This window comes from uncultured Aquimarina sp., from assembly GCF_947495315.1.
In the GTDB taxonomy this organism is placed as follows: Bacteria; Bacteroidota; Bacteroidia; order Flavobacteriales; family Flavobacteriaceae; genus Aquimarina.
The window spans coordinates 387,039-406,375 of the sequence record NZ_CANLYD010000003.1; the positions used below are offsets into that span (position 1 = coordinate 387,039).

Genomic DNA, 19,337 nt, shown 5'->3' on the forward strand with positions numbered 1-19,337 from the left:
AAGCTTCCGGTTTTTTTCTGCAAAATAAGATTCGAAATAGTTCTACGAATGCATCTTTTTTGTTTTGAAAAACAAATTTCTTAAGAAAACGCTTTGGTCCTTCTAAAATTCATTAAAAAAACACGAAATAAAATTGAATACTGCTTTAATGGTTATCTATCATTTCTTCTTGTTAAACTAGATAAATTTAGATGTTAAATCTCAAAGAATCAATCATATATAGTTAAGTGTCGATTTTTTACATTTTAAAGTAAGGTTATTCAATATTTTACGACTGCATAATGTAACTAACTTATAAAACACAATCGTCATGAGTGCAATCTGGTTTTTTGAGGACGCAAATCTCTTTAAGGTATTATGTCCTCATAAATTTAAAAAGTACAAAAAGAGTCACGATTTTGACGCATATAAAAAAAGCGATTACATCTATTTTGAAGAAGACTCGGCTAATAAAGTGTATCTTATTGAAAAAGGAAAGGTGAAAATAGGATATTATTCTGAAGATGGTAAGGAAGTAGTAAAGGCTATCTTAACTCGCGGAGAGCTTTTTGGAGAAAAGGCAATTCTAGGTGAAGACAGAAGAACTGAATTTGCTCAATCTGTTGATAATACTACCTCTATTTGCCCAATTGGAGTGCAAACTATGCATGATCTTATGCGTGATAATCAAACCTTTAGTCTTAAAGTATATAAATTTATTGGCTTACGCTTTAAACGTCTTGAAAGAAGATTGCAGTTACTTTTATTTAAAGATACTAAAACTAGACTATTAGAATTCTTTGATGAACTAAAAGAAGATTTCGGGTATTGTTGTCCTAATACAGGAGATACTGTGATACATCATCCGTATACACAAAGAGATATAGCTAATCTTATAGGTACATCGCGTCCTACCCTAAATATCATTCTCAATGAACTAAAGGAATCTAAACAAATTGATTTTAATAGAAAGGAGATTCGTTTAAAAAATGTTGCTTAGTGTTAGCTAGCTAACATTTTAAAAAGTTTTATGAAATTATTTTTACAGTAATAATAATCATAAAACAAAAGGCAATGTTTAAAAAATTAATAATAGGAATGCTTGCGATAGGATTAATCGCAGTTTCCTGTAGTGACGATGACGACACAATACGTGTCGCTAACGCTGGTGAAATTTCTGGTGGTCCATTCGAATTTGATGTAGATGGAGAAGCAGATATGGTATCAGGAATTACGTTAGATGATACCAATGCGTTTGGTACAAGTGGTACTTGGATTGTAACCGATGATCAAGGAAATATTCTAGGATTACCACCTACCATAGCAGCAGTAGAAGGAGTAAACTTTGATGAAGCAGGAGCTGGTACTTGTTTAATCTGGTATTCTAGATATAATGGGACTATTACAGGTTTAGAAATGGGTATGAATGCCAATGATGTAACCGGTGATTTTGATCTTTCCAATTCTATTACAGTAGTAAGAAATCAAGTAGCTAATGCAGGAGTTATAACTGGTGGACCTTTTGAATTTGATGTAGACGGAGAAGCAGATATGGTTTCAGGAATTACATTGGATGATACCAATGCATTTGGTTCTGGGAGTACCTGGATTGTAACTGATGATCAAGGAAATATTTTAGGTCTGCCGCCAACATTGACTGCAGTCGAAGGAGTTGACTTTGATGGTGCAGGGGCTGGAACTTGCTTAATTTGGTATGCTCGTTACGAAGGAACGATATCAGGTTTAGAAATGGGGATGAATGCTAATGATGTAACCGGTGATTTTGATCTTTCTAATGCAATTACTGTAGTGCGTAATCAAGTTGTAAATGCAGGAACTATCTCTGGTGGGCCTTATGAATTTGATGTAGATGGTGATGCTGATATGGTATCTGGAATAACATTAGATGATACCAACGCTTTTGGTGATAATAGTACTTGGATTATTACAGATGACCAAGGAAATATTCTTGGATTACCGCCAACATTAGCTGCAGTAGAAGGTGTGAATTTTGACGGAGCAGGAGTAGGAACTTGTTTGATTTGGTATGCACGATATAATGGATCTGTAACAGGATTAGAAATGGGAATGAATGCTAATGATGTAACTGGAGATTTTGACCTTTCTAACTCGATCACTGTGGTTCGTAATCAAGTTGTAAATGCTGGAGCTATTGCAGGAGGCCCTTTTGAGTTTGATGTAGATGGAACTGCAGATATGGTTTCAGGAATTACCTTGGATGACACTAATGCGTTTGGTGATAATAGTACTTGGATTATCACAGATGACCAAGGAAATATTTTAGGTTTACCACCAACATTAACAATGGTAGAAGGTGTAGACTTTGATGGAGCAGGACCAGGTGTTTGTTTAATTTGGTATGCAAGGTATAACGGAGCGGTTACCGGACTGGAAATGGGGATGAATGCGAATGATGTAACTGGTGATTTTGATCTTTCTAATGCGATCACTGTTACTAGAAATTGTAATACAAGCCCTGGAGTATTATCCGGAGGACCTTTTACATTCACGGTAGATGGAACACCTGATATGGTAAGTGGAATAATGCTAGATAGTTCGAATGCTGCAGGATCTAATAGTACTTGGGTTATTACAGATGATCAAGGGAAAATATTAGGATTACCGCCAACATTAGCAATGGTAGAAGGTGTGGATTTTGATGGAGCTGGAGTTGGAGTGTGTTTAATCTGGTATTTAAGATATGAGGATGGAATACAAGGATTAGAGATGGATATGAATGCAAATGACTTAAACGGTTGTTTCAGTTTGTCAAACGCTATTCAGGTAACAAGACAATAACTAACAGTGGCTTATCTAAAAATGAAAAAGGAAATAATTATTGTTCAAGATAATGTGAACTTAAGGTTGCTTCCGTTCTCACAGGAAGTATAACACAATAGTTCATTGTTGTTTTTTTGTTAGTTTTAAAGCGCGACCTTTGGTTGCGCTTTATTAATTTAGCGATCCGCCCAAGCGGATGAAAAGCCCTCATTAACGGGAGCTTTCAAAATATGTATTTGCGCTTATCCCGCTGAAGAGTGAGATTTATTTTCCAACATCTAATTTTTCAATAACTATTAAATATATTTTACTAATTGTCAGATAATCTTTTATCATAGATTATATATACTTTTGTAAGGAAACATTTTTTTGCTGACAAATTCAATTACTTATATAATAGAAAATCTTTTATGAAATTCAATAAAAAGAATATATCTAACCTGATTTTTGTAATTATTTTACTACTCTTTTTTATTCCGAATACCAGAGGAATGATGCAGATTTTCCTAACCAGAATATTTTCTTTTAGCCCTGGCTTAGTGGATGTAGAGGAACGAGCCCAGGTGGCCTCTTATGATTGGAAACTTCACGGAGTAAATACAGAATCAATGAATTTTAATACAGCTGAAGGTAAAGTGGTATTATTAAACTATTGGGCAACCTGGTGTCCTCCTTGTATTGCAGAAATGCCATCGTTACAAGAACTGTATAATGATTATAAAAATAAAGTAGTATTTGTTTTTTTGACAGAGGATGATGATCCGGAATTAAATAAATTTATGAGTGATAAAAGTTATAATTATCCAATTTATAGGGCGCTATCAGAGCATCCTAAACCTTTTGTCCACAAACCTATTCCGGGAACATATCTTATTGATAAAAATGGAAATATTGTGATTCATAAAGTCGGTGCAGCAGACTGGAATACCGATAAGGTGAGAACAACTATAGATCAGTTATTGGCAGAGTAAATTTCTAACTCCTGAAATACTTAAAAGGAACAAATAACATCCCAAAACATTTTCCTTTATTCTTTCCTAAGTGTTTGTGGTGTATTTTATGAGCCCTTCGAACACCTTTTGCATACCAATGATTTGCATTTCGGAATAGTTTGAAGCGTTGGTGTATAAATATATCATGTACCAAAAAATAGGCAATACCATAAGCTAAAATTCCAAAACCTACCGGTTCTCCTACCCAGAAAGTGATAGGATCATGGAGCATAATAAAGGACATACTGACTACTGCATAAAATACAAAGAATAAATCATTACGTTCCCACCAACTACTGTGATTCTTGTGATGGTGATCTTTGTGTAATGACCATAAAAAACCGTGCATGATATATTTATGGGTAAACCACGCCATGAATTCCATAAAACAGAAGGTAGCTATAAAAATCAATATCCAAATTAGAACATTCATCTTAGATAAATTTCGTTCAATGTATTATTAAATTAGATTTAGTCTGTAATCAAAATACGATTTAGCCAATAGTCCAAATTTTTGATAATTAGGTACTCTGATTCTCGTGTTTTTGATTTCTACAGAAGGAGTAGCTTTTAGTTTATTAAGTAACTTTTTATAATAAATATAAGCTGTGTATACCCCGAATTTTGCCTCAACAGGTAATTGCATAATCCCCTCAAAACCTTTATCAAAATCTTCCTGAATCTCTTCTATAATTCTAAGTTTAGACTCCTCGTCTAGTTGTCTTAAATCAGTATCCGGAAAATACGTACGACTTAGGTCTTCAAAATCCGCTTTTAGATCACGTAAGAAATTCACTTTCTGAAAAGCAGAACCTAAATGCATAGCACTTTCCTTCAATTCATCATATTTTTTATCATCTCCTTTTACAAATACCTTAAGGCACATAAGACCCACTACATCTGCAGAACCATAAATATATTCTTTATACTCAGCATTGGTTAAATAGTCCTTTTTATGAAGATCTAATCGCATACTCTTCATAAAAGCTTCATATAATTCCGGCTGTATATTATACTGATGAACTGTTTGCTGAAATGAATTAAGAATAGGATTTAGGCTAATCTTATATTCAATGGCTTTATACATTTCAGTTTCAAAATCATTGAATAATGTTTCCTTATCATAGTCATGAAAGCTATCTACAATTTCATCAGCAAATCTTACGAATCCATATATGTTATAGATGTCCTGACGAATAGAATCTGATAACATTTTAGATGCTAAAGAAAATGAAGTACTGTAAGAGTTAGTAACAAGCTTGCTACAACTATAAGAAACGGAGTCAAATAAAGCTTTCATCAGTTAGATTTTAGTTTAGGTTTAATTTTTTGGATTTAATCCTTAAATTAATGTTAGGTCTATTGCGCAAAGTAGTAGGATGTATTCACACATCAAATAGTCTGCAATTTAGGTTTACTAGATAGATTAAATTTTGATTCTATTAGTCCTGCTACCAGTTTTCCAGAAATTAATGATGGCGGTACTCCTGGTCCGGGAACAGTTAGTTGACCCGTAAAAAACAAGTGTTGTACCTTTTTACTTTTCAACTTAGGTCTTAGAAATGCGGTCTGTAATAACGTGTTTGCCATTCCATAGGCATTTCCTTTATATGAATTGTATTCTTTTATAAAGTCTTTTACGCAAAAGGACTCTTTAAATATAATACTATTTTGAACATTTTGTTCGGTTAAATTTTCAAACCGAGTTATGATTTTATTAAAATAGATCTCTCTTAGTTCTGGTGTATCTTCAATACCTGGAGCTAAAGGAATTAAGAAAAAACCATTTTCTTTTCCGGCTGGAGCCGAACCTGAATCCGTAACAGAAGTAAAATTGGCATAAAAAAGAGGCTCATCAGGCCATTTAGGCTCATCATAAATATCTTTTGCGTGTACATCAAAATCCGTATCAAAGAATAAATTATGATGGTGTATATTTTTTAATTTTTTATCGAATCCAACATAAAAGAGAAGAGATGAAGGAGCAAACGTTTTGCGTTCCCAATAGGATTCGGAATATTGTCTATACTTCGGATCTAGTAAGGTTTCTCCATGATGATAGTCCGCGCCACATAATACAATATCCGCTTTAATTTCTGAATTATTTACAACAATTCCTTTGGCAATACCATTCTCAACCAAAATTTTGTCAACTGTAGCGTTCGTGAAAAACTGAACTCCTAATGATTCGGCTAATTTTTTCATTCCCAAAATAACCTGATACATTCCACCTTTTGGGTGCCAGGTTCCTAATCCAAAATCCGCATAGTTCATAAAACTATAAAAAGCAGGAGTATCACTTGGTTTTGCTCCAAGGAATAATACTGGAAATTCCAAAATTTGAATTAATTTTTTATTCTTAAATTCTTTTCTTACTTCTCTGGATATAGTGCTGAAAAATTGACCAATTTTCTTAATAGTTTCTTTGGTTACTAGTTCTATAGGAGAAATACCTGGTCGATATACTAACTCTTTAATCGCTATATCATAATTACTTTTAGCAGCAGATATGAACTTTTTTAATTTATCAGAACTTCCTTTTTCTTCATTTTCGAAAGCAGCATAGATTTTTTCTAGGGTATCTTCTATAATAATACTTTCCTTGTTTTCAAAGAATACTTTATACGCTGGATTTAATTTATCCAATGTGTAAAATTCAGAAGGTGAAGTATTAAAATCATTAAAAAACTTCTCAAATACATCCGGCATCCAATACCATGATGGGCCAATATCAAATGTAAACCCTTCTTTTTTTAATTGTCTCGCTCTACCACCAACAGTATCATTTTTTTCATATATAGTAACATCATATCCCAATTTTGCCAGATAACAAGAGGCAGAAAGGGATGAAAAGCCAGAACCGATGATTACTACTTTTTTGTGTGACATAAGGTTTGTTTAAAAAACTGCTATAATTCTTTGATAAGATCAGTTATGGACGAAAAATAACGATGGTTGGATCCACTGTTACCAGAAATATGCATGGTTTGTTTACCAAGCATCCAGAATTCACTTTCTCGTTTGGAACACACTATTTCATTAAATTTTTGTACATATTCACCTATTTTATCTTTTTCTGGTCTTACAGTGAAATATGAAAGGAAAACGGTATTCTCATGAAACGATAACATATTAGGCAAGCTGTCCAAGGGTATACTTGGCCCTAGATAAATTGCTTTATATCCTTTTAGTAAGATTTCATAATTTATATATAACAAACCTAATTCGTGTATTTCGTTTTCTGGCAAATATAAGATAAATGCTTTATCAGTTTTCGTAGATTTAGAATACTGAAGCTTTTCTATATTAATTAATAGTTTTTGTTTAATAAGATTGGTAATAAAGTGCTCGTGAGAAGGACTAATAGTATTTGTTTGCCATAACAATCCTATTTCTGTTAAGAGCGGAATAAAAACATCAGTAAAGATCTGTCTAAATGTTCTTTTTTCTGATAATTGTTCATATGTACCCAAAAACAATTGTAGATCGTAATTAAGCATGGATATTTTAAGTGAGTTAATAGCTTGATTTTTAGTACTGTTGTCAGATACTATTCTTCTTACATATTCGTCAATCTCTTCATTGTTAAGCTTAGAAACTCTAGAGATTTTATAACCACTATTAACAAGATAAGTAACATTCAGCAACTTCTGTAGGCTTTTTAAACTATAAGTCCGTATATTGGTTTCAGTACGATCTGGGGATAAGAGATTATATCTTTTTTCCCATATCCTAATAGTATGTGCTTTTACACCACATAAATTTTCAAGATCTTTGATACTAAAATTTTGTTTAATGTTGTTCACTCTTTTTAAATAAAGGTTAAACAAATGTAAATAAAAAAGTAAATATTTAGAAAGTATTACTTGTTAAATTATCAACTATAAATGTTAAAAAGATTTACAAAAGGAGAGTTAAAACTTTTAGATATTAGTATTTTCTAATTGATGTGCTATTTTTTGTTGTTAAAAGAAAAATCCAGAAACATTCGTTTTTAAGAAACGTAAGGCTTTAGTAATATGTACCTCTACCGTTTTTGTAGAAATACCTAGGATTTCAGCAATTTCTTTGTGTCTTTTTTGTTCTAATCTACTTAGTTTAAAGACTTCTCTACATTTTTTAGGAAGCTGCTCAATCGCATTTTCTAATTTCAACCAATCAGCTTCTTGCTGGCTTTCTTCTTTTTCTGCATAAAGTTCAAAAAGTGCTTCCCATTTTAATTTATCTAACAAATCAATTTCCTTCTTTTGTTTGCGTAAATGCATCAAGAATTCATTATGACAGGAACGAAAAAGGTAATTTTTTAAAGATGTATTGATCAGTAAAGATGATTTTTTTTCCCAAAGGCGTAACATCACATTTTGCACCAGATCTTCTGACAAAACACCATCATTAGAGAGTTTATAGACGTAGTTACATAACCATTGATAATATTGGTCAAATATGATTTTGTAGCTTTCTTTATTGCCGTCTATTAATCCCTCAATCAATAATTTTTCTATGTCAGGGTTGTTGCTTTTCATAATGACAATCACTTGCTAAATTATAAAAATTAAAATAAAGTAGGGGATTGATAAGATTTCTGCATCATGTATATAGAAAAAGAAAAGAATGGATAATTATTTAACAATAATTAAAAAATATCTGGAAGGCGAACTTTCTAATTCAGAAAAAGAAATATTGCGACAATGGATTATGAAAAATCCTAAGAATGAAATGCTTTTCAAAAGAGAAGTAGAAAATTGGCATTCAGATAAAGAAGGGTTGCGAACGGACTCCGAAAAGGCCTACAAACGTTTTATTGATACAATTGATCACAAGGGAGCAAAAATAATTTCTTTAAAACCATGGTTCAGAGTTGCGTCCTATGCTGCAGTTTTGGCTGGAGTATTGTTGGGTGTGTATTATTATACTAAACCGGATATATCTGTCATTAAAACCAACCCGAATATAGTAGAAGTTCATACAGAACAAGAAGATAAGATTAAAATCTCTCAGGCAGACGGTACAATCACCTATATGGATTTTGATGATAAAGAAGATTTGGTTACTGCGAGCGGAGCGATAATTGGTAAAAAAAGCCAAGATCAATTAATCATTAAAAGTATCGATAAAACCAAAGCCGAATTTCTGGAAATATCTATTCCTAAAGGAAAAATCTTTCAATTAAGTTTATCCGATGGTACCAAAGTATGGTTAAATGCGGCAAGTACCTTAAAATTTCCACAACATTTTGGATCTTCAGAAAAAAACAGAATAGTACATCTGGAAGGAGAAGCTTTCTTTGATGTGACTACGAATGAAAAACAGCCTTTTATAGTAAAGACAGGAGAAATTGATGTACAAGTATTAGGTACACAATTTAATGTATCGTCTTATACTGAAGACGCAACAATAAAAACAACATTGGTAGAAGGTTCAGTTGCGGTTAATAATCCAAATAACTCTACTAATATGTTGAAGTTGTCTCCAACGTATCAGGCCGTGTATACAAAAGATCAAAAGCGCCTAAATAAGAAGAAAGTTAATACAACATTGTATACGTCCTGGATGTATAGAAAAATGATGATACAGAATGAATCTTTTGCAGCAGTGATCAAAAGGTTAGAAAGAGCTTACGATGTGGAAATTGTAAGTTCTAATCAAAAATTAAACAACACACGTTTTACTGGGGAATTTGATATAGAAAATGTTCGACAGATTCTGAATGTGTTTTCTGAAACTATAGATTTTACATATGAAATGAACCAAAATAAAATTTTAATACACTCAAATGATTAATGGTAAATTCGATCTGACCATTTAAGAAATGAATAAAAAGAACAGATCAAAATAAGGATAAGAAGATTACAATCAATCCGTAAAAGAAAAAAAGGAAGTGCTGCAACACTTCCCCTTATGGTCTGATTATTATTTAACTGAGTACTAACAACCAAACTTTTCAAAATTATGAAAAAAAAGGGTAACTGTACGCTATTTTCACACTTGGCGCACAAATCAATCGTATTAAGAATGAGGCTTACACTAGTTTTATTTTGTTTTTCCATCTTACAGATGATGGCAACTTCCGGCTTTTCGCAGGGCAAAATAGAACTGAATTTAAAACAAGCAACAATTGCTGAAGCATTAGAAGAAATTAAAAGTCAAACTTCGTATAAGTTCTTCTATATTAATGATGAGGTCAATCTGAATCAAAAGACTTCGATTAAGGTTAAAAAAGAAACTATAGACAGAGTTTTGTCAATTCTTTTTGAGAATACAGATATTTCGTATTCAATTATCGGAAAGCAAGTAGTGTTAAAAAAAGCACCATTTACTAAAGAAAAACTAAAGGTTATTCGTGAAGTAAAAGGGAATGTTAAGGACTCTAATGGAAGTCCGCTTCCGGGAGCAAATATTGTGGTAAAAGGTACTACCATTGGTGCTCAAACAGATTTTGAAGGAAATTTTACTATTAATATGCCAGATGATAATAATATACTGGTCATCTCGTATATTGGTTTTGAAACAAAAGAAATTGACGTAACAGGAAAAGATTTTATAACCGTAACCTTAAAAGATGCATCTGCACAGTTAGATGATGTAGTAATTGTAGGATCCAGAAATCCTAGCCGTACAGCTACAGAAACAGCTGTACCTATAGATGTGATTGATATTACACAAATAGCTACACAAGGTCCGCAGACATCAGTTAATGAAATTCTTAATTATGTAGCTCCATCATTTACTTCACAGACGCAAACTGTTTCTGATGGAACAGATCATATAGATCCCGCATCACTACGTGGATTAGGACCTGATCAGGTATTGGTATTAATTAACGGAAAAAGAAGACATAATACAGCATTGGTTAATGTGAACGGAACTGTAGGAGCTGGTAGTGTCGGGACAGATTTAAATGCAATTCCAACGGCGGCAATCCAGCGGATAGAGGTGTTAAGAGATGGTGCAGCGGCGCAATATGGTTCTGATGCAATTGCTGGGGTAATCAATATTGTTTTAAAGAAAGGAACAAACAAATTGGACCTAACACTTACTACGGGAGCTAATTTCAGTAAAAATTCTAATCAATTTGATGGAGGAAGTGATGGTGAAAAAGTAGTATTGGATGTTAACTATGGATTACCAATAGGGGAGAATGGTGGATATATCAATTTTACTGGATCTCTATCTACAAGAGAACCTGCACTACGTAATAAAGATTATCAGGGAGATATTTTTAGAGGATATCACGGAGCAGAACGAATATTTGCGGCTAGTGGAGGAAACGTAGCTGATATGACGTTAGTCGATTATCAAACGGCTTCACAAAATATCTCATATTTAGATCAGGTAACCAGAGATCAGATAGCTGCTTTGGATGTTACAGATCCTACAGATATCGATACATTTAGAGGTTTATTAGATTTTGATGCAGATGAAGACGAATTGTCTGCACGTGGATTAACACGTACAGATTTTAGATTTAAAGTAGGTACCGCTAAATTGAGAGAAGGAAAATTCTTTGCCAATATGGCAATCCCATTAGGAGAAGATGCAGAGTTTTATAGTTTTGGAGGAATTAGTTATCGCGAAGGATTGGCATCCGGGTTTTACAGAAGACCAGCACAGAGTGACGGTAGAGCCAATACACCGGCTTTTCCAAACGGATTCTTACCAAATATTGGAACCGATATCGTTGATAAATCTATTGCTGTAGGAATCAAAGGAAAGGTAAAAGACTGGAATGTGGATTTCTCTAATACGTACGGAATTAACATCTTTGATATTACAGTTGATAACTCTAGTAACGGAACCTTAGGAGTGGCAACACCCAGAAGTTTTGATGCTGGAGCCTTAAGTTTTATGCAGAATACAACCAATCTGGATATTGGTAGGTTTTATGAAGATATTTTTAGTGGATTGAATGTGGCAATGGGTGCAGAGTACAAAGTAGAAAATTATACAATTACAGCAGGAGAAGAAGCATCTTATACTAGTTATGATATCAATGGTAATATTGTAACAAGTACAACACCTGATGTTGATTTAGTAAGAAACAATTTTACGGGAGCAGTACTCGGTGGAGGATCACAAGTATTTAGAGGATACGATCCTAATAATGAAACAGATGAATATAGGAACAGTATTGCCGGATATATTGATCTGGAAGCTGATTTTACGGAAAAATGGTTAGTAAGCCTTGCTGGTAGATATGAGAACTTCTCTGATTTTGGCGATACGTTTAATTATAAACTGGCAACACGTTATAAAGTGACTGAAAAATTTTCGGTTCGTGGAGCAAATAGTACAGGGTTTAGAGCACCTTCATTGCATCAACAATTCTTTAGCAGAACTAGTACAGTTTTTGTAGATAATCAACCTTTTGAACAAGGAACTTTTACTAATAATAGTAGAGCAGCTGCATTAATTGGGATAGCTCAACTAAAAGAAGAAACCTCTAGTAGTTTTAGTTTAGGCCTTACTGCCAAAATTCAGAATTTTACAATTACAGCAGATGCGTATTTGATTAATATTGATGATAGAATTGTATATAGTGGAAGTTTTGGAAATGGAGGAGATCCGGAGTTAACCCAGATATTTGAGGATGCTGGAGCTACAAGTGCTAGATTCTTTGTCAATGCTATAGATACTAAGTCGCAAGGTATTGATGTAGTAATTTCTCATAAAGCAAATTTTGGAGAAGATATGGTGCTTAAAAATGACCTTTCTGCAACATTTGCAAAGACTGAAGTAGAAGAAATCCGAGTTCCAGAAAGAATTGCCAATGCAGGTCAAAGTGTTAATTTCTTTGATGGACAGGAAGAGGCATTCCTAACACTTGCGCAACCAAGAACTAAACTCAGCTTAACAAATGTTTTATCTTTTGGTAGATATGATATTTTATTAAGAAATGTATTCTTTGGTGAAGTGACAGATCCGGATGATTTTAATGGAGATCCAAGAGTAGATGGAACCGTTGTAAGTGATGATGCCGTATATGGAGGAAAAGTCGTTACAGATCTTTCTTTTTCAGCAAAATTGTTAGAAAATCTAAACATAACTATTGGAGCCAATAATTTGTTAGATGTGTATCCTGATGAGAATAGAGAAGGAGGAACTGCAGGTGATCAATTTGTATATTCCAGAAGAACTTCACAGTTTGGATATTCTGGTAGATTTTTATTTGCAAGAGTAAATTTTAGCCTTTAGTTGAGTTAGTTTAATATGTTAAAACAGGCAAGGATCAAAAAGCATCTTTGCCTGTTTTCTAATAGTACTATTAAAAATAATCCATAGGATTTACTCTTTTTCCATTATGTTTTACTTCATAATGAAGATGAGGTCCTGTAGAAAGTCCAGTATTTCCGCTATAACCTATAATCTGTCCTTTTTGAACTTGTTGGTTTTTCTTAGTATTGAAGCTTTCCAAATGCGCATACCAGGTCTCATACCCATCAGCATGAGAAATGACAATTAGATTTCCCCAATCACCTTCGTTTTTAACAAGAGTGATAGTTCCGTTTGCAGTAGCAATAATTGGAGTTCCTATTTTTGCTCTGATATCTATACCACCGTGGAATACCTTCTTTTTTCGTATCGGATGATTAAAATTTTTACCATAAGCAGCCGTGATATCATCTTTTGATCCATTTTGGATTGGGAAAACAGAAGGAGGAGTTTCTATGACTATTTCTTCTGTCAATGCCTGTTCTATAATATGATTATTATTAGACTTAGGTTTTATAAATGCCATAAAAAGTACTGCCAGAACAGGAATGAGTAAAATGTATCGGATAAGATTTTTTTGATTAGAATTTGTTTTTGTGATCATGTCTATTCGTTTTTTGATTAATGAATGATTGAAATAACTATATAATTTTACACTTTGCTTTGCTCCTAGATTTTTTGCCAGGAGTTCTAAATAATTTGATTTTTTGATTTGACTGTTAATTATAGATTGATCTGCTTGATACTCGTGAATTGACTTGATAGATTTTCTGAATAAATACGAAAATGGATTAAACCAGAATACAACCAAGTATATTTCTGTTACTATTAGATCGATGGTATGACCAAGTTTTATATGTACTTTCTCATGCTCCAAGATTGATGGATCGATTTCATTTATTTCATCTTTTGGAAGGAAAATCCAGCGAAAACAAGAGAATATACTCTGTATGTCCGCAGCAATAAAGCAAAACCCATCTTTAACGAAAGTTTCGGATTTTTTCTTTAGTTTATATAGTTGTGTAATGGATAATAACAGTCTTAGTAGATAGATAAACATACCGATACTATAAACAAACCATAGTAAATGAATCGGATTCCAATCTTTTTCTGAAGGTTCTGAAGGTTCCAAAGAGACTTCTTGGGTTGGATGCTCTATAGGTATAATATCATCAAAATCTGGTATGATAAGGGTTTGATTTGCAATGTGAATTTCTACCTGATTTAAGAAAGGAAGACATAGTGATATTGGTAATAAAAGCAATAATAAGATTCTATTGATTTTATGAAAAGTTAATTTTCTAAAGAAAACATAATACGAACTGTATAAAACAGCTAAACAAATACTTGCCTGTATAAGGTATATGAAAAAATTATTCATCTTCTTTTTTTAGTTTATCTATTTTTTTTTGAATATGAAGTTTCATTTTTTCTAACTCGTTCACATTTAGATCTTCATCATTTGTAAAAAACATGGCAAACTTACTTATGGATCCACTAAAGAAGTTTTTAACCACTCCTTTAAAATGATTTTTGAAATAAGTTTCTTTAGATATTAGTGGGTAATACTCTTTTATTCTGCCATAAGTAGTAAAGCTTATAAATTTTTTGGTTACCAAAGTTCTAATTACAGTGGATATAGTAGTGTAAGCAGGGCGTGGTTCAGGAAATTGTTCTACAATATCTTTTAGAAATGCTTTTTCAAGCTTCCAGAGATATCTCATAATCTGTTCTTCTGCTTTTGTCAAATCTTTCATATGACAAATATAACTATATTTTTAGTAATAAAACTATAAATATAGTAATTATACTATTTTTGTAGTAATAGTTAAAAGGAGTTATGTTTAACTAGTTGTTTTTAAATGAATTATGTAGATTCATTGTTTTTTGTTAAAGGATAAAATCGTATCTGTGTCAAACCCAATAGTTACTTGATCTGTTAATTTGTGTTCGGATGTAAAGTTTAGAACAGTATTGTTGGGTAGTATTGTGGTATGCATAAAATGATCCCCCATAAAAACAGTCTTGTCTATTTTTATACTTAGATTAAAATCAGATGAGGTGTTGATTTTGAATTGATTAATTCGAATAGCATATTTTTTATTTTCTTCTTCTTTTGTATTGTATCCAAAACAGGTTAAATCTTCTTCTGATAATTGTGAAATTGTACTAAAAAGTGAGGCGACATAATAATCTTTAGGTTTTTTGTATAGTTTTTTGATAGACCCTTTCTGAATTTTTTTTCCTTCTTGTAATATTATAATTTTGTCAGCAATAGCTATAGCATCTTGTGTGTCATGTGTTACAAATATGGCAGTAACTTCTGTTTTTTTTATAATATCAAAAATCTCATTTCTAAGTTGAACGCGTAGCATTACATCTAGATTGCTAAATGGTTCATCAAGTAATAGTAATTTAGGTTTTGGTGCTAATGCTCGTGCAAGAGCGACCCTTTGTTGCTGTCCTCCAGATAATTGGTGCGGATATCGATTTTCGTAGCCAGTTAAGTTTACTAAAGCTAACATTTCAGAGACTCTTGTTTTCTTATTCTCCAATTTAGAAAGGCCATAAGCAATGTTTTTAAAAACAGTTAGATGAGGAAACAACGCATAATCCTGAAAAACAAGTCCAATATTTCGTTTCTCAGGAGGAACAAAACTATGCTCAGAAGCGACTTCAGTATTATTGATACTAATTGTACCGCTATCAGGAGTTTCTAACCCAGAGATTAATCGAGTAAGTGTGGTTTTTCCACTACCACTTTCGCCGACAATAGCAATCGTTTCACCTTTTTTAACTGATAAATTGATATCGTTGATAACCAAATCTTTTCCATTATTAAAAGATTTTGATAATTGTTTTATTTTTAAAATGTGACTCACTCAGTTTTTTATTTTTCGTTTAATATCAATCGATTAAGTATTATTATAGGGACGATACCGGTAGCTATAATACATAACGAAGGTAAGGCTGATTCCATAATAAGTTCATCGCTAGCATACTCATAAGCTTTAACAGCTAAGGTGTTTACATGATAAGGTTTTAGGATAAGTGTCAATGGTAGTTCTTTCATTACATCTACAAAAACTAAGATAAAAGCACCAATCGCACCCGATTTTAATAAAGGTAATTCTATATTAAAAAATGTTCTAATATTTCCTTTTCCTAATAATTTAGAAGACTCTGATAGTGATTTTCCTATTTTTAATTGATTCGCTTCTATTGGATTATACGCAACAGCTAGAAACCGAATAACGTAGGCATATAAAAGAACTAAAATGGTACCATTGATAAGTAATCCTATTTTGATACTCCATAAGTCTTTTGCAATTTTTATAAACCACTTGTCTAATGTAAGAGAAGGAATCATTACTCCAACTGCAATAACTGCGCCTGGTATTGCATACCCTAAGATTGTTATTCTAGAAACCTTTTTTAATGCTTTTAATCGGTTCCATTTAGGGAAATATAATATCATTAATGCTGTGAATACCGTAAAAAAAGCTGTTAAAAAAGAAATACCTAAACTTTGAAGTGCAATAATGAAAAATGAAGATGATAAAACATCTTTATAGGTTAAGAATGACCAATAAATTAATTGTGAAAGAGGAATTATAAAACCAAATACTATTGGAATACTAACAATAAAAAATAACAATAACTGTCTTTTTGTAGTGACAGTTTTTTTCTTTAGTACGTTATTGCTTTTATAAGAATTATAATAACTTTTAGCTCCACGCTGAAGACGTTCCAGGTAAATTAGTATAAATACTACAAAAAGAAGTATCGCTGATAGATATACAGCTGTAGATGGTTCTCCTAGAGAAAACCAAGATCTGAAAATACCAGTAGTAAATGTGCTAACGCCAAAATATTTTGCAGCGCCGTAATCATTTAATACTTCCATTAATACTAGTATTAATCCGCCTACAATAGCAGGTCTGGCTACAGGTAAAACAATTTTGAAAAATGTACTTCGCTCAGTTGCACCTAATAGCTTTGAGGCTTCTATAAGTCTTCCTGATTGATATAGAAATATGGCTCTGGCGCTTACATATATGTATGGAAATAAAGAAAGGCTTAAAATAAGTATAAGCCCAAAAATATTCATGACATCTAACTTAAATGAAGAAATACCGATTGTTTTCATTAGTATTTCCAGAGAGCCTCCATAATCAAATATTCCGGCATATGCATAAGCTGTTATATATGATGGAATAGCCAAAGGTAGAATTAACATCCATTCTAAAAACCTTCGATAAGGGATTTCATATCTACTAACTATCCAGGCAGAAGAAACGCCAAAAAACAAAGTCAACATGGAGCACCCTATAACTAACCATATTGAATTAAGAATATAATCAGCTAGCACATGCTTTACTAGATGTGACCAAGTTTCGCCTGGTCCAGAAAATAATTTAAAAAATATTGTGAGAATGGGAATGGCAATACAAACAACAATGGCCAATGTAAATATTGACCATTTGTTAGTATCTCTTTTTAAATATATATCTCTAAGTAATTTCAAAATTTATTTCCAACCAGCTTCATCAAAAAGAATGACAGCTTTCTTGTTGTTTTTACCCAATAAAGATAGTGCTAATGTATCTTCTTTGAATGATCCCCAAGATTGAAGCAATTCTGAAGGTTTTACTTTTTTGTTTACAGGGTATTCATAATTGGCTTTTGCGAATACTTCTTGAGCTTCAGCACTAGCTAAAAACTCGATAAACTTGATTGCATTATCTTTATTTGGGGCATATTTAGCTACTCCAGCACCACTTATATTAATGTGTGTGCCACGATCTTCTTGATTAGGGAAAAAGACTCCAACCCCATTACCAGCCTTAACTTCTTCAGGATTTTTGGAGTTTAGTAATTTGCCAATGTAATAAGTATTTACTACTGCAATGTCACCTTCTCCAGCTACAACAGCTTTTACTTGATCTCTGTCATTTCCTTTTGGAGACCTAGACATGTTTGCTACTATTTTGGTAGCCCAGTCTTTTGCAGATTCTTCTCCATTATTTGCTATTATAGAAGCTAGTAAAGATTGGTTATAGATATTTCCAGAAGATCTGATTAATACTTTTTTATTCCATGTTGGTGAAGTTAGATTTTCATAGGTTGATAATTGTTCTGGCTTAATTCTATCTTTTGCATAGATAATAACACGTGCTCGTTTTGTTAAACCAAACCATTGATTATTTTCATCTTTTAGATTAGTTGGAATAATTTCATTTAATTTTTTAGAGTCAATAGATTGTAATAAATCTTTATCCTTTGCTCTTACTAATCTTCCTGCATCTACAGTGATTAAAACATCTGCAGGTGATTGCTCTCCTTCTTCAGACATTTTCTGAATTAATTCATCTGCTTTGGCATTTACTACATTCACCTTGATGCCTGTTTGATTTTCAAAATTGGCAAATAATTCTTGATCAGCTGGATAGTGTCTATGAGTATATACATTAACAATCTCTTTTTTTGTGATTGTTTTTTCCTGAGAATCTTGATTGTTTTTATCATTTTTGCAAGAAGATGATACGATAAGTAATGTTATTAATAGATAAATGTATTTCATTTGTTATAATATTTTAATAGTATAGTAATTCGCGTTAGAAAATAGTAAGGTTTTGCATAATTTGTGATCACTAACCAAACCAGATGATGGTATGGAGTGAATAATGGATGTGTTTCATTTTATATTTTAAAGGAATATATTTTTTTCAAAAGTAGTGCTCTCACTTAAAACGGCAAATTTATTTAGAACATATCTTAATAACAAAAATGATTTTATGAATTTATCAGACGGGTGTTTTGGCAGATACAGGAAAGATGAATTATCTAAAAAATTTAGGGATTTTTAATTTAGATTTGAAATTTGTGTTCTTGGTAAATTTTCAGGATAAAGAAAACAACTAAAAGATGTGTATTAATTTTGAGAAATAAAAAGAAAAGTACCCGGAATGGGAGTCGAACCCACACGCCCTAATGGACACATGGCCCTCAACCATGCCTGTCTACCAATTCCAGCATCCGGGTAAATAAAGATGCTTATATTATAATATAGTATAAAACTAAAAAAGTATCACAAGAGAATTGCGATACTTTTTAGTGACCAGTCTGGGGCTCGAACCCAGGACCCTCTCCTTAAAAGGGAGATGCTCTACCAACTGAGCTAACTGGTCATTGATACCATTAGGAATCAAATATTTTTTAAAGAACTTTTAAAGTGAATAATCATTAAAACTTAATCATTATTCACTTTATTGTGACCAGTCTGGGGCTCGAACCCAGGACCCTCTCCTTAAAAGGGAGATGCTCTACCAACTGAGCTAACTGGTCATTCAA

General features: G+C 32.5%; 15 protein-coding genes and 3 tRNA genes. 5 read left to right on the forward strand and 13 right to left on the reverse strand.

Annotation, left to right across the window (positions count from 1 at the left end):
- Positions 1-310: 310 nt before the first annotated feature.
- The 3 genes from Q0910_RS07585 (at position 311) to Q0910_RS07595 (ending at position 3,752) form a co-directional block, all read left to right on the forward strand.
- Positions 311-979, forward strand: a complete 669-nt coding sequence (locus Q0910_RS07585; protein WP_298544342.1) for a Crp/Fnr family transcriptional regulator — start codon at positions 311-313, stop codon at positions 977-979.
- A 74-nt stretch (positions 980-1,053) separates the two neighbouring features.
- Positions 1,054-2,799 carry a hypothetical protein gene (locus Q0910_RS07590; protein WP_299214371.1) on the forward strand — a complete coding sequence of 582 codons (1,746 nt, stop codon included), beginning with the start codon at positions 1,054-1,056 and terminating at the stop codon, positions 2,797-2,799.
- A gap of 392 nt (positions 2,800-3,191) precedes the next feature.
- Positions 3,192-3,752 (forward strand): redoxin domain-containing protein, encoded by a 561-nt coding sequence (locus Q0910_RS07595; RefSeq protein ID WP_299214374.1) that lies wholly within the window; start codon positions 3,192-3,194, stop codon positions 3,750-3,752.
- A gap of 4 nt (positions 3,753-3,756) precedes the next feature.
- Here Q0910_RS07595 and Q0910_RS07600 read toward each other — a convergent pair whose 3' ends face one another.
- The 5 genes from Q0910_RS07600 to Q0910_RS07620 all read right to left on the reverse strand — a co-directional run bounded on the left by Q0910_RS07600 (position 3,757) and on the right by Q0910_RS07620 (position 8,296).
- On the reverse strand, positions 3,757-4,206 hold the full coding sequence (locus Q0910_RS07600; RefSeq protein ID WP_299214377.1) for a beta-carotene hydroxylase: 450 nt from the start codon (positions 4,204-4,206) through the stop codon (positions 3,757-3,759).
- Positions 4,207-4,233: 27 nt separating this feature from the next.
- The gene (locus Q0910_RS07605; protein ID WP_299214380.1) at positions 4,234-5,073 is read right to left on the reverse strand and encodes a phytoene/squalene synthase family protein; all 840 of its coding nucleotides are present in this window, start codon (positions 5,071-5,073) and stop codon (positions 4,234-4,236) included.
- Positions 5,074-5,165: 92 nt separating this feature from the next.
- Positions 5,166-6,662: a phytoene desaturase family protein gene (crtI, locus tag Q0910_RS07610; RefSeq protein ID WP_299214383.1), complete on the reverse strand. Its 1,497-nt coding sequence runs from the start codon at positions 6,660-6,662 to the stop codon at positions 5,166-5,168.
- Positions 6,663-6,682: 20 nt separating this feature from the next.
- Positions 6,683-7,579, reverse strand: coding sequence for a MerR family transcriptional regulator (locus Q0910_RS07615; protein ID WP_299214385.1), 897 nt, complete (start codon positions 7,577-7,579; stop codon positions 6,683-6,685).
- A gap of 159 nt (positions 7,580-7,738) precedes the next feature.
- Positions 7,739-8,296 carry an RNA polymerase sigma-70 factor gene (locus Q0910_RS07620; protein WP_299214388.1) on the reverse strand — a complete coding sequence of 186 codons (558 nt, stop codon included), beginning with the start codon at positions 8,294-8,296 and terminating at the stop codon, positions 7,739-7,741.
- Between the two features lie 88 nt (positions 8,297-8,384).
- Here Q0910_RS07620 and Q0910_RS07625 point away from each other — a divergent pair, with 88 nt between their 5' ends.
- Positions 8,385-9,554, forward strand: coding sequence for a FecR family protein (locus tag Q0910_RS07625; protein WP_299214391.1), 1,170 nt, complete (start codon positions 8,385-8,387; stop codon positions 9,552-9,554).
- Positions 9,555-9,785: 231 nt separating this feature from the next.
- Positions 9,786-12,965, forward strand: a complete 3,180-nt coding sequence (locus tag Q0910_RS07630) for a TonB-dependent receptor (RefSeq protein ID WP_299214394.1) — start codon at positions 9,786-9,788, stop codon at positions 12,963-12,965.
- Positions 12,966-13,035: 70 nt separating this feature from the next.
- Here the strand turns inward: Q0910_RS07630 and Q0910_RS07635 are convergent, their stop codons facing one another.
- The 8 genes from Q0910_RS07635 to Q0910_RS07670 form a co-directional block, all read right to left on the reverse strand.
- Positions 13,036-14,364: a M23/M56 family metallopeptidase gene (locus Q0910_RS07635; protein WP_299214397.1), complete on the reverse strand. Its 1,329-nt coding sequence runs from the start codon at positions 14,362-14,364 to the stop codon at positions 13,036-13,038.
- Positions 14,357-14,740 carry a BlaI/MecI/CopY family transcriptional regulator gene (locus Q0910_RS07640; RefSeq protein ID WP_299214400.1) on the reverse strand — a complete coding sequence of 128 codons (384 nt, stop codon included), beginning with the start codon at positions 14,738-14,740 and terminating at the stop codon, positions 14,357-14,359. The genes Q0910_RS07635 and Q0910_RS07640 overlap by 8 nt, the downstream gene beginning before the upstream one ends.
- A gap of 120 nt (positions 14,741-14,860) precedes the next feature.
- Positions 14,861-15,865 carry an ABC transporter ATP-binding protein gene (locus Q0910_RS07645; RefSeq protein WP_299214403.1) on the reverse strand — a complete coding sequence of 335 codons (1,005 nt, stop codon included), beginning with the start codon at positions 15,863-15,865 and terminating at the stop codon, positions 14,861-14,863.
- Positions 15,866-15,873: 8 nt separating this feature from the next.
- Positions 15,874-17,511 (reverse strand): iron ABC transporter permease, encoded by a 1,638-nt coding sequence (locus Q0910_RS07650; protein WP_299214406.1) that lies wholly within the window; start codon positions 17,509-17,511, stop codon positions 15,874-15,876.
- Between the two features lie 3 nt (positions 17,512-17,514).
- The gene (locus Q0910_RS07655; RefSeq protein WP_299214409.1) at positions 17,515-18,567 is read right to left on the reverse strand and encodes a Fe(3+) ABC transporter substrate-binding protein; all 1,053 of its coding nucleotides are present in this window, start codon (positions 18,565-18,567) and stop codon (positions 17,515-17,517) included.
- Positions 18,568-18,944: 377 nt separating this feature from the next.
- A tRNA-Leu gene (locus tag Q0910_RS07660) sits at positions 18,945-19,028 on the reverse strand.
- A 73-nt stretch (positions 19,029-19,101) separates the two neighbouring features.
- Positions 19,102-19,174: transfer RNA gene (locus tag Q0910_RS07665), tRNA-Lys, on the reverse strand.
- An 84-nt stretch (positions 19,175-19,258) separates the two neighbouring features.
- A tRNA-Lys gene (locus Q0910_RS07670) sits at positions 19,259-19,331 on the reverse strand.
- Between the last annotated feature and the right edge of the window lie 6 nt (positions 19,332-19,337).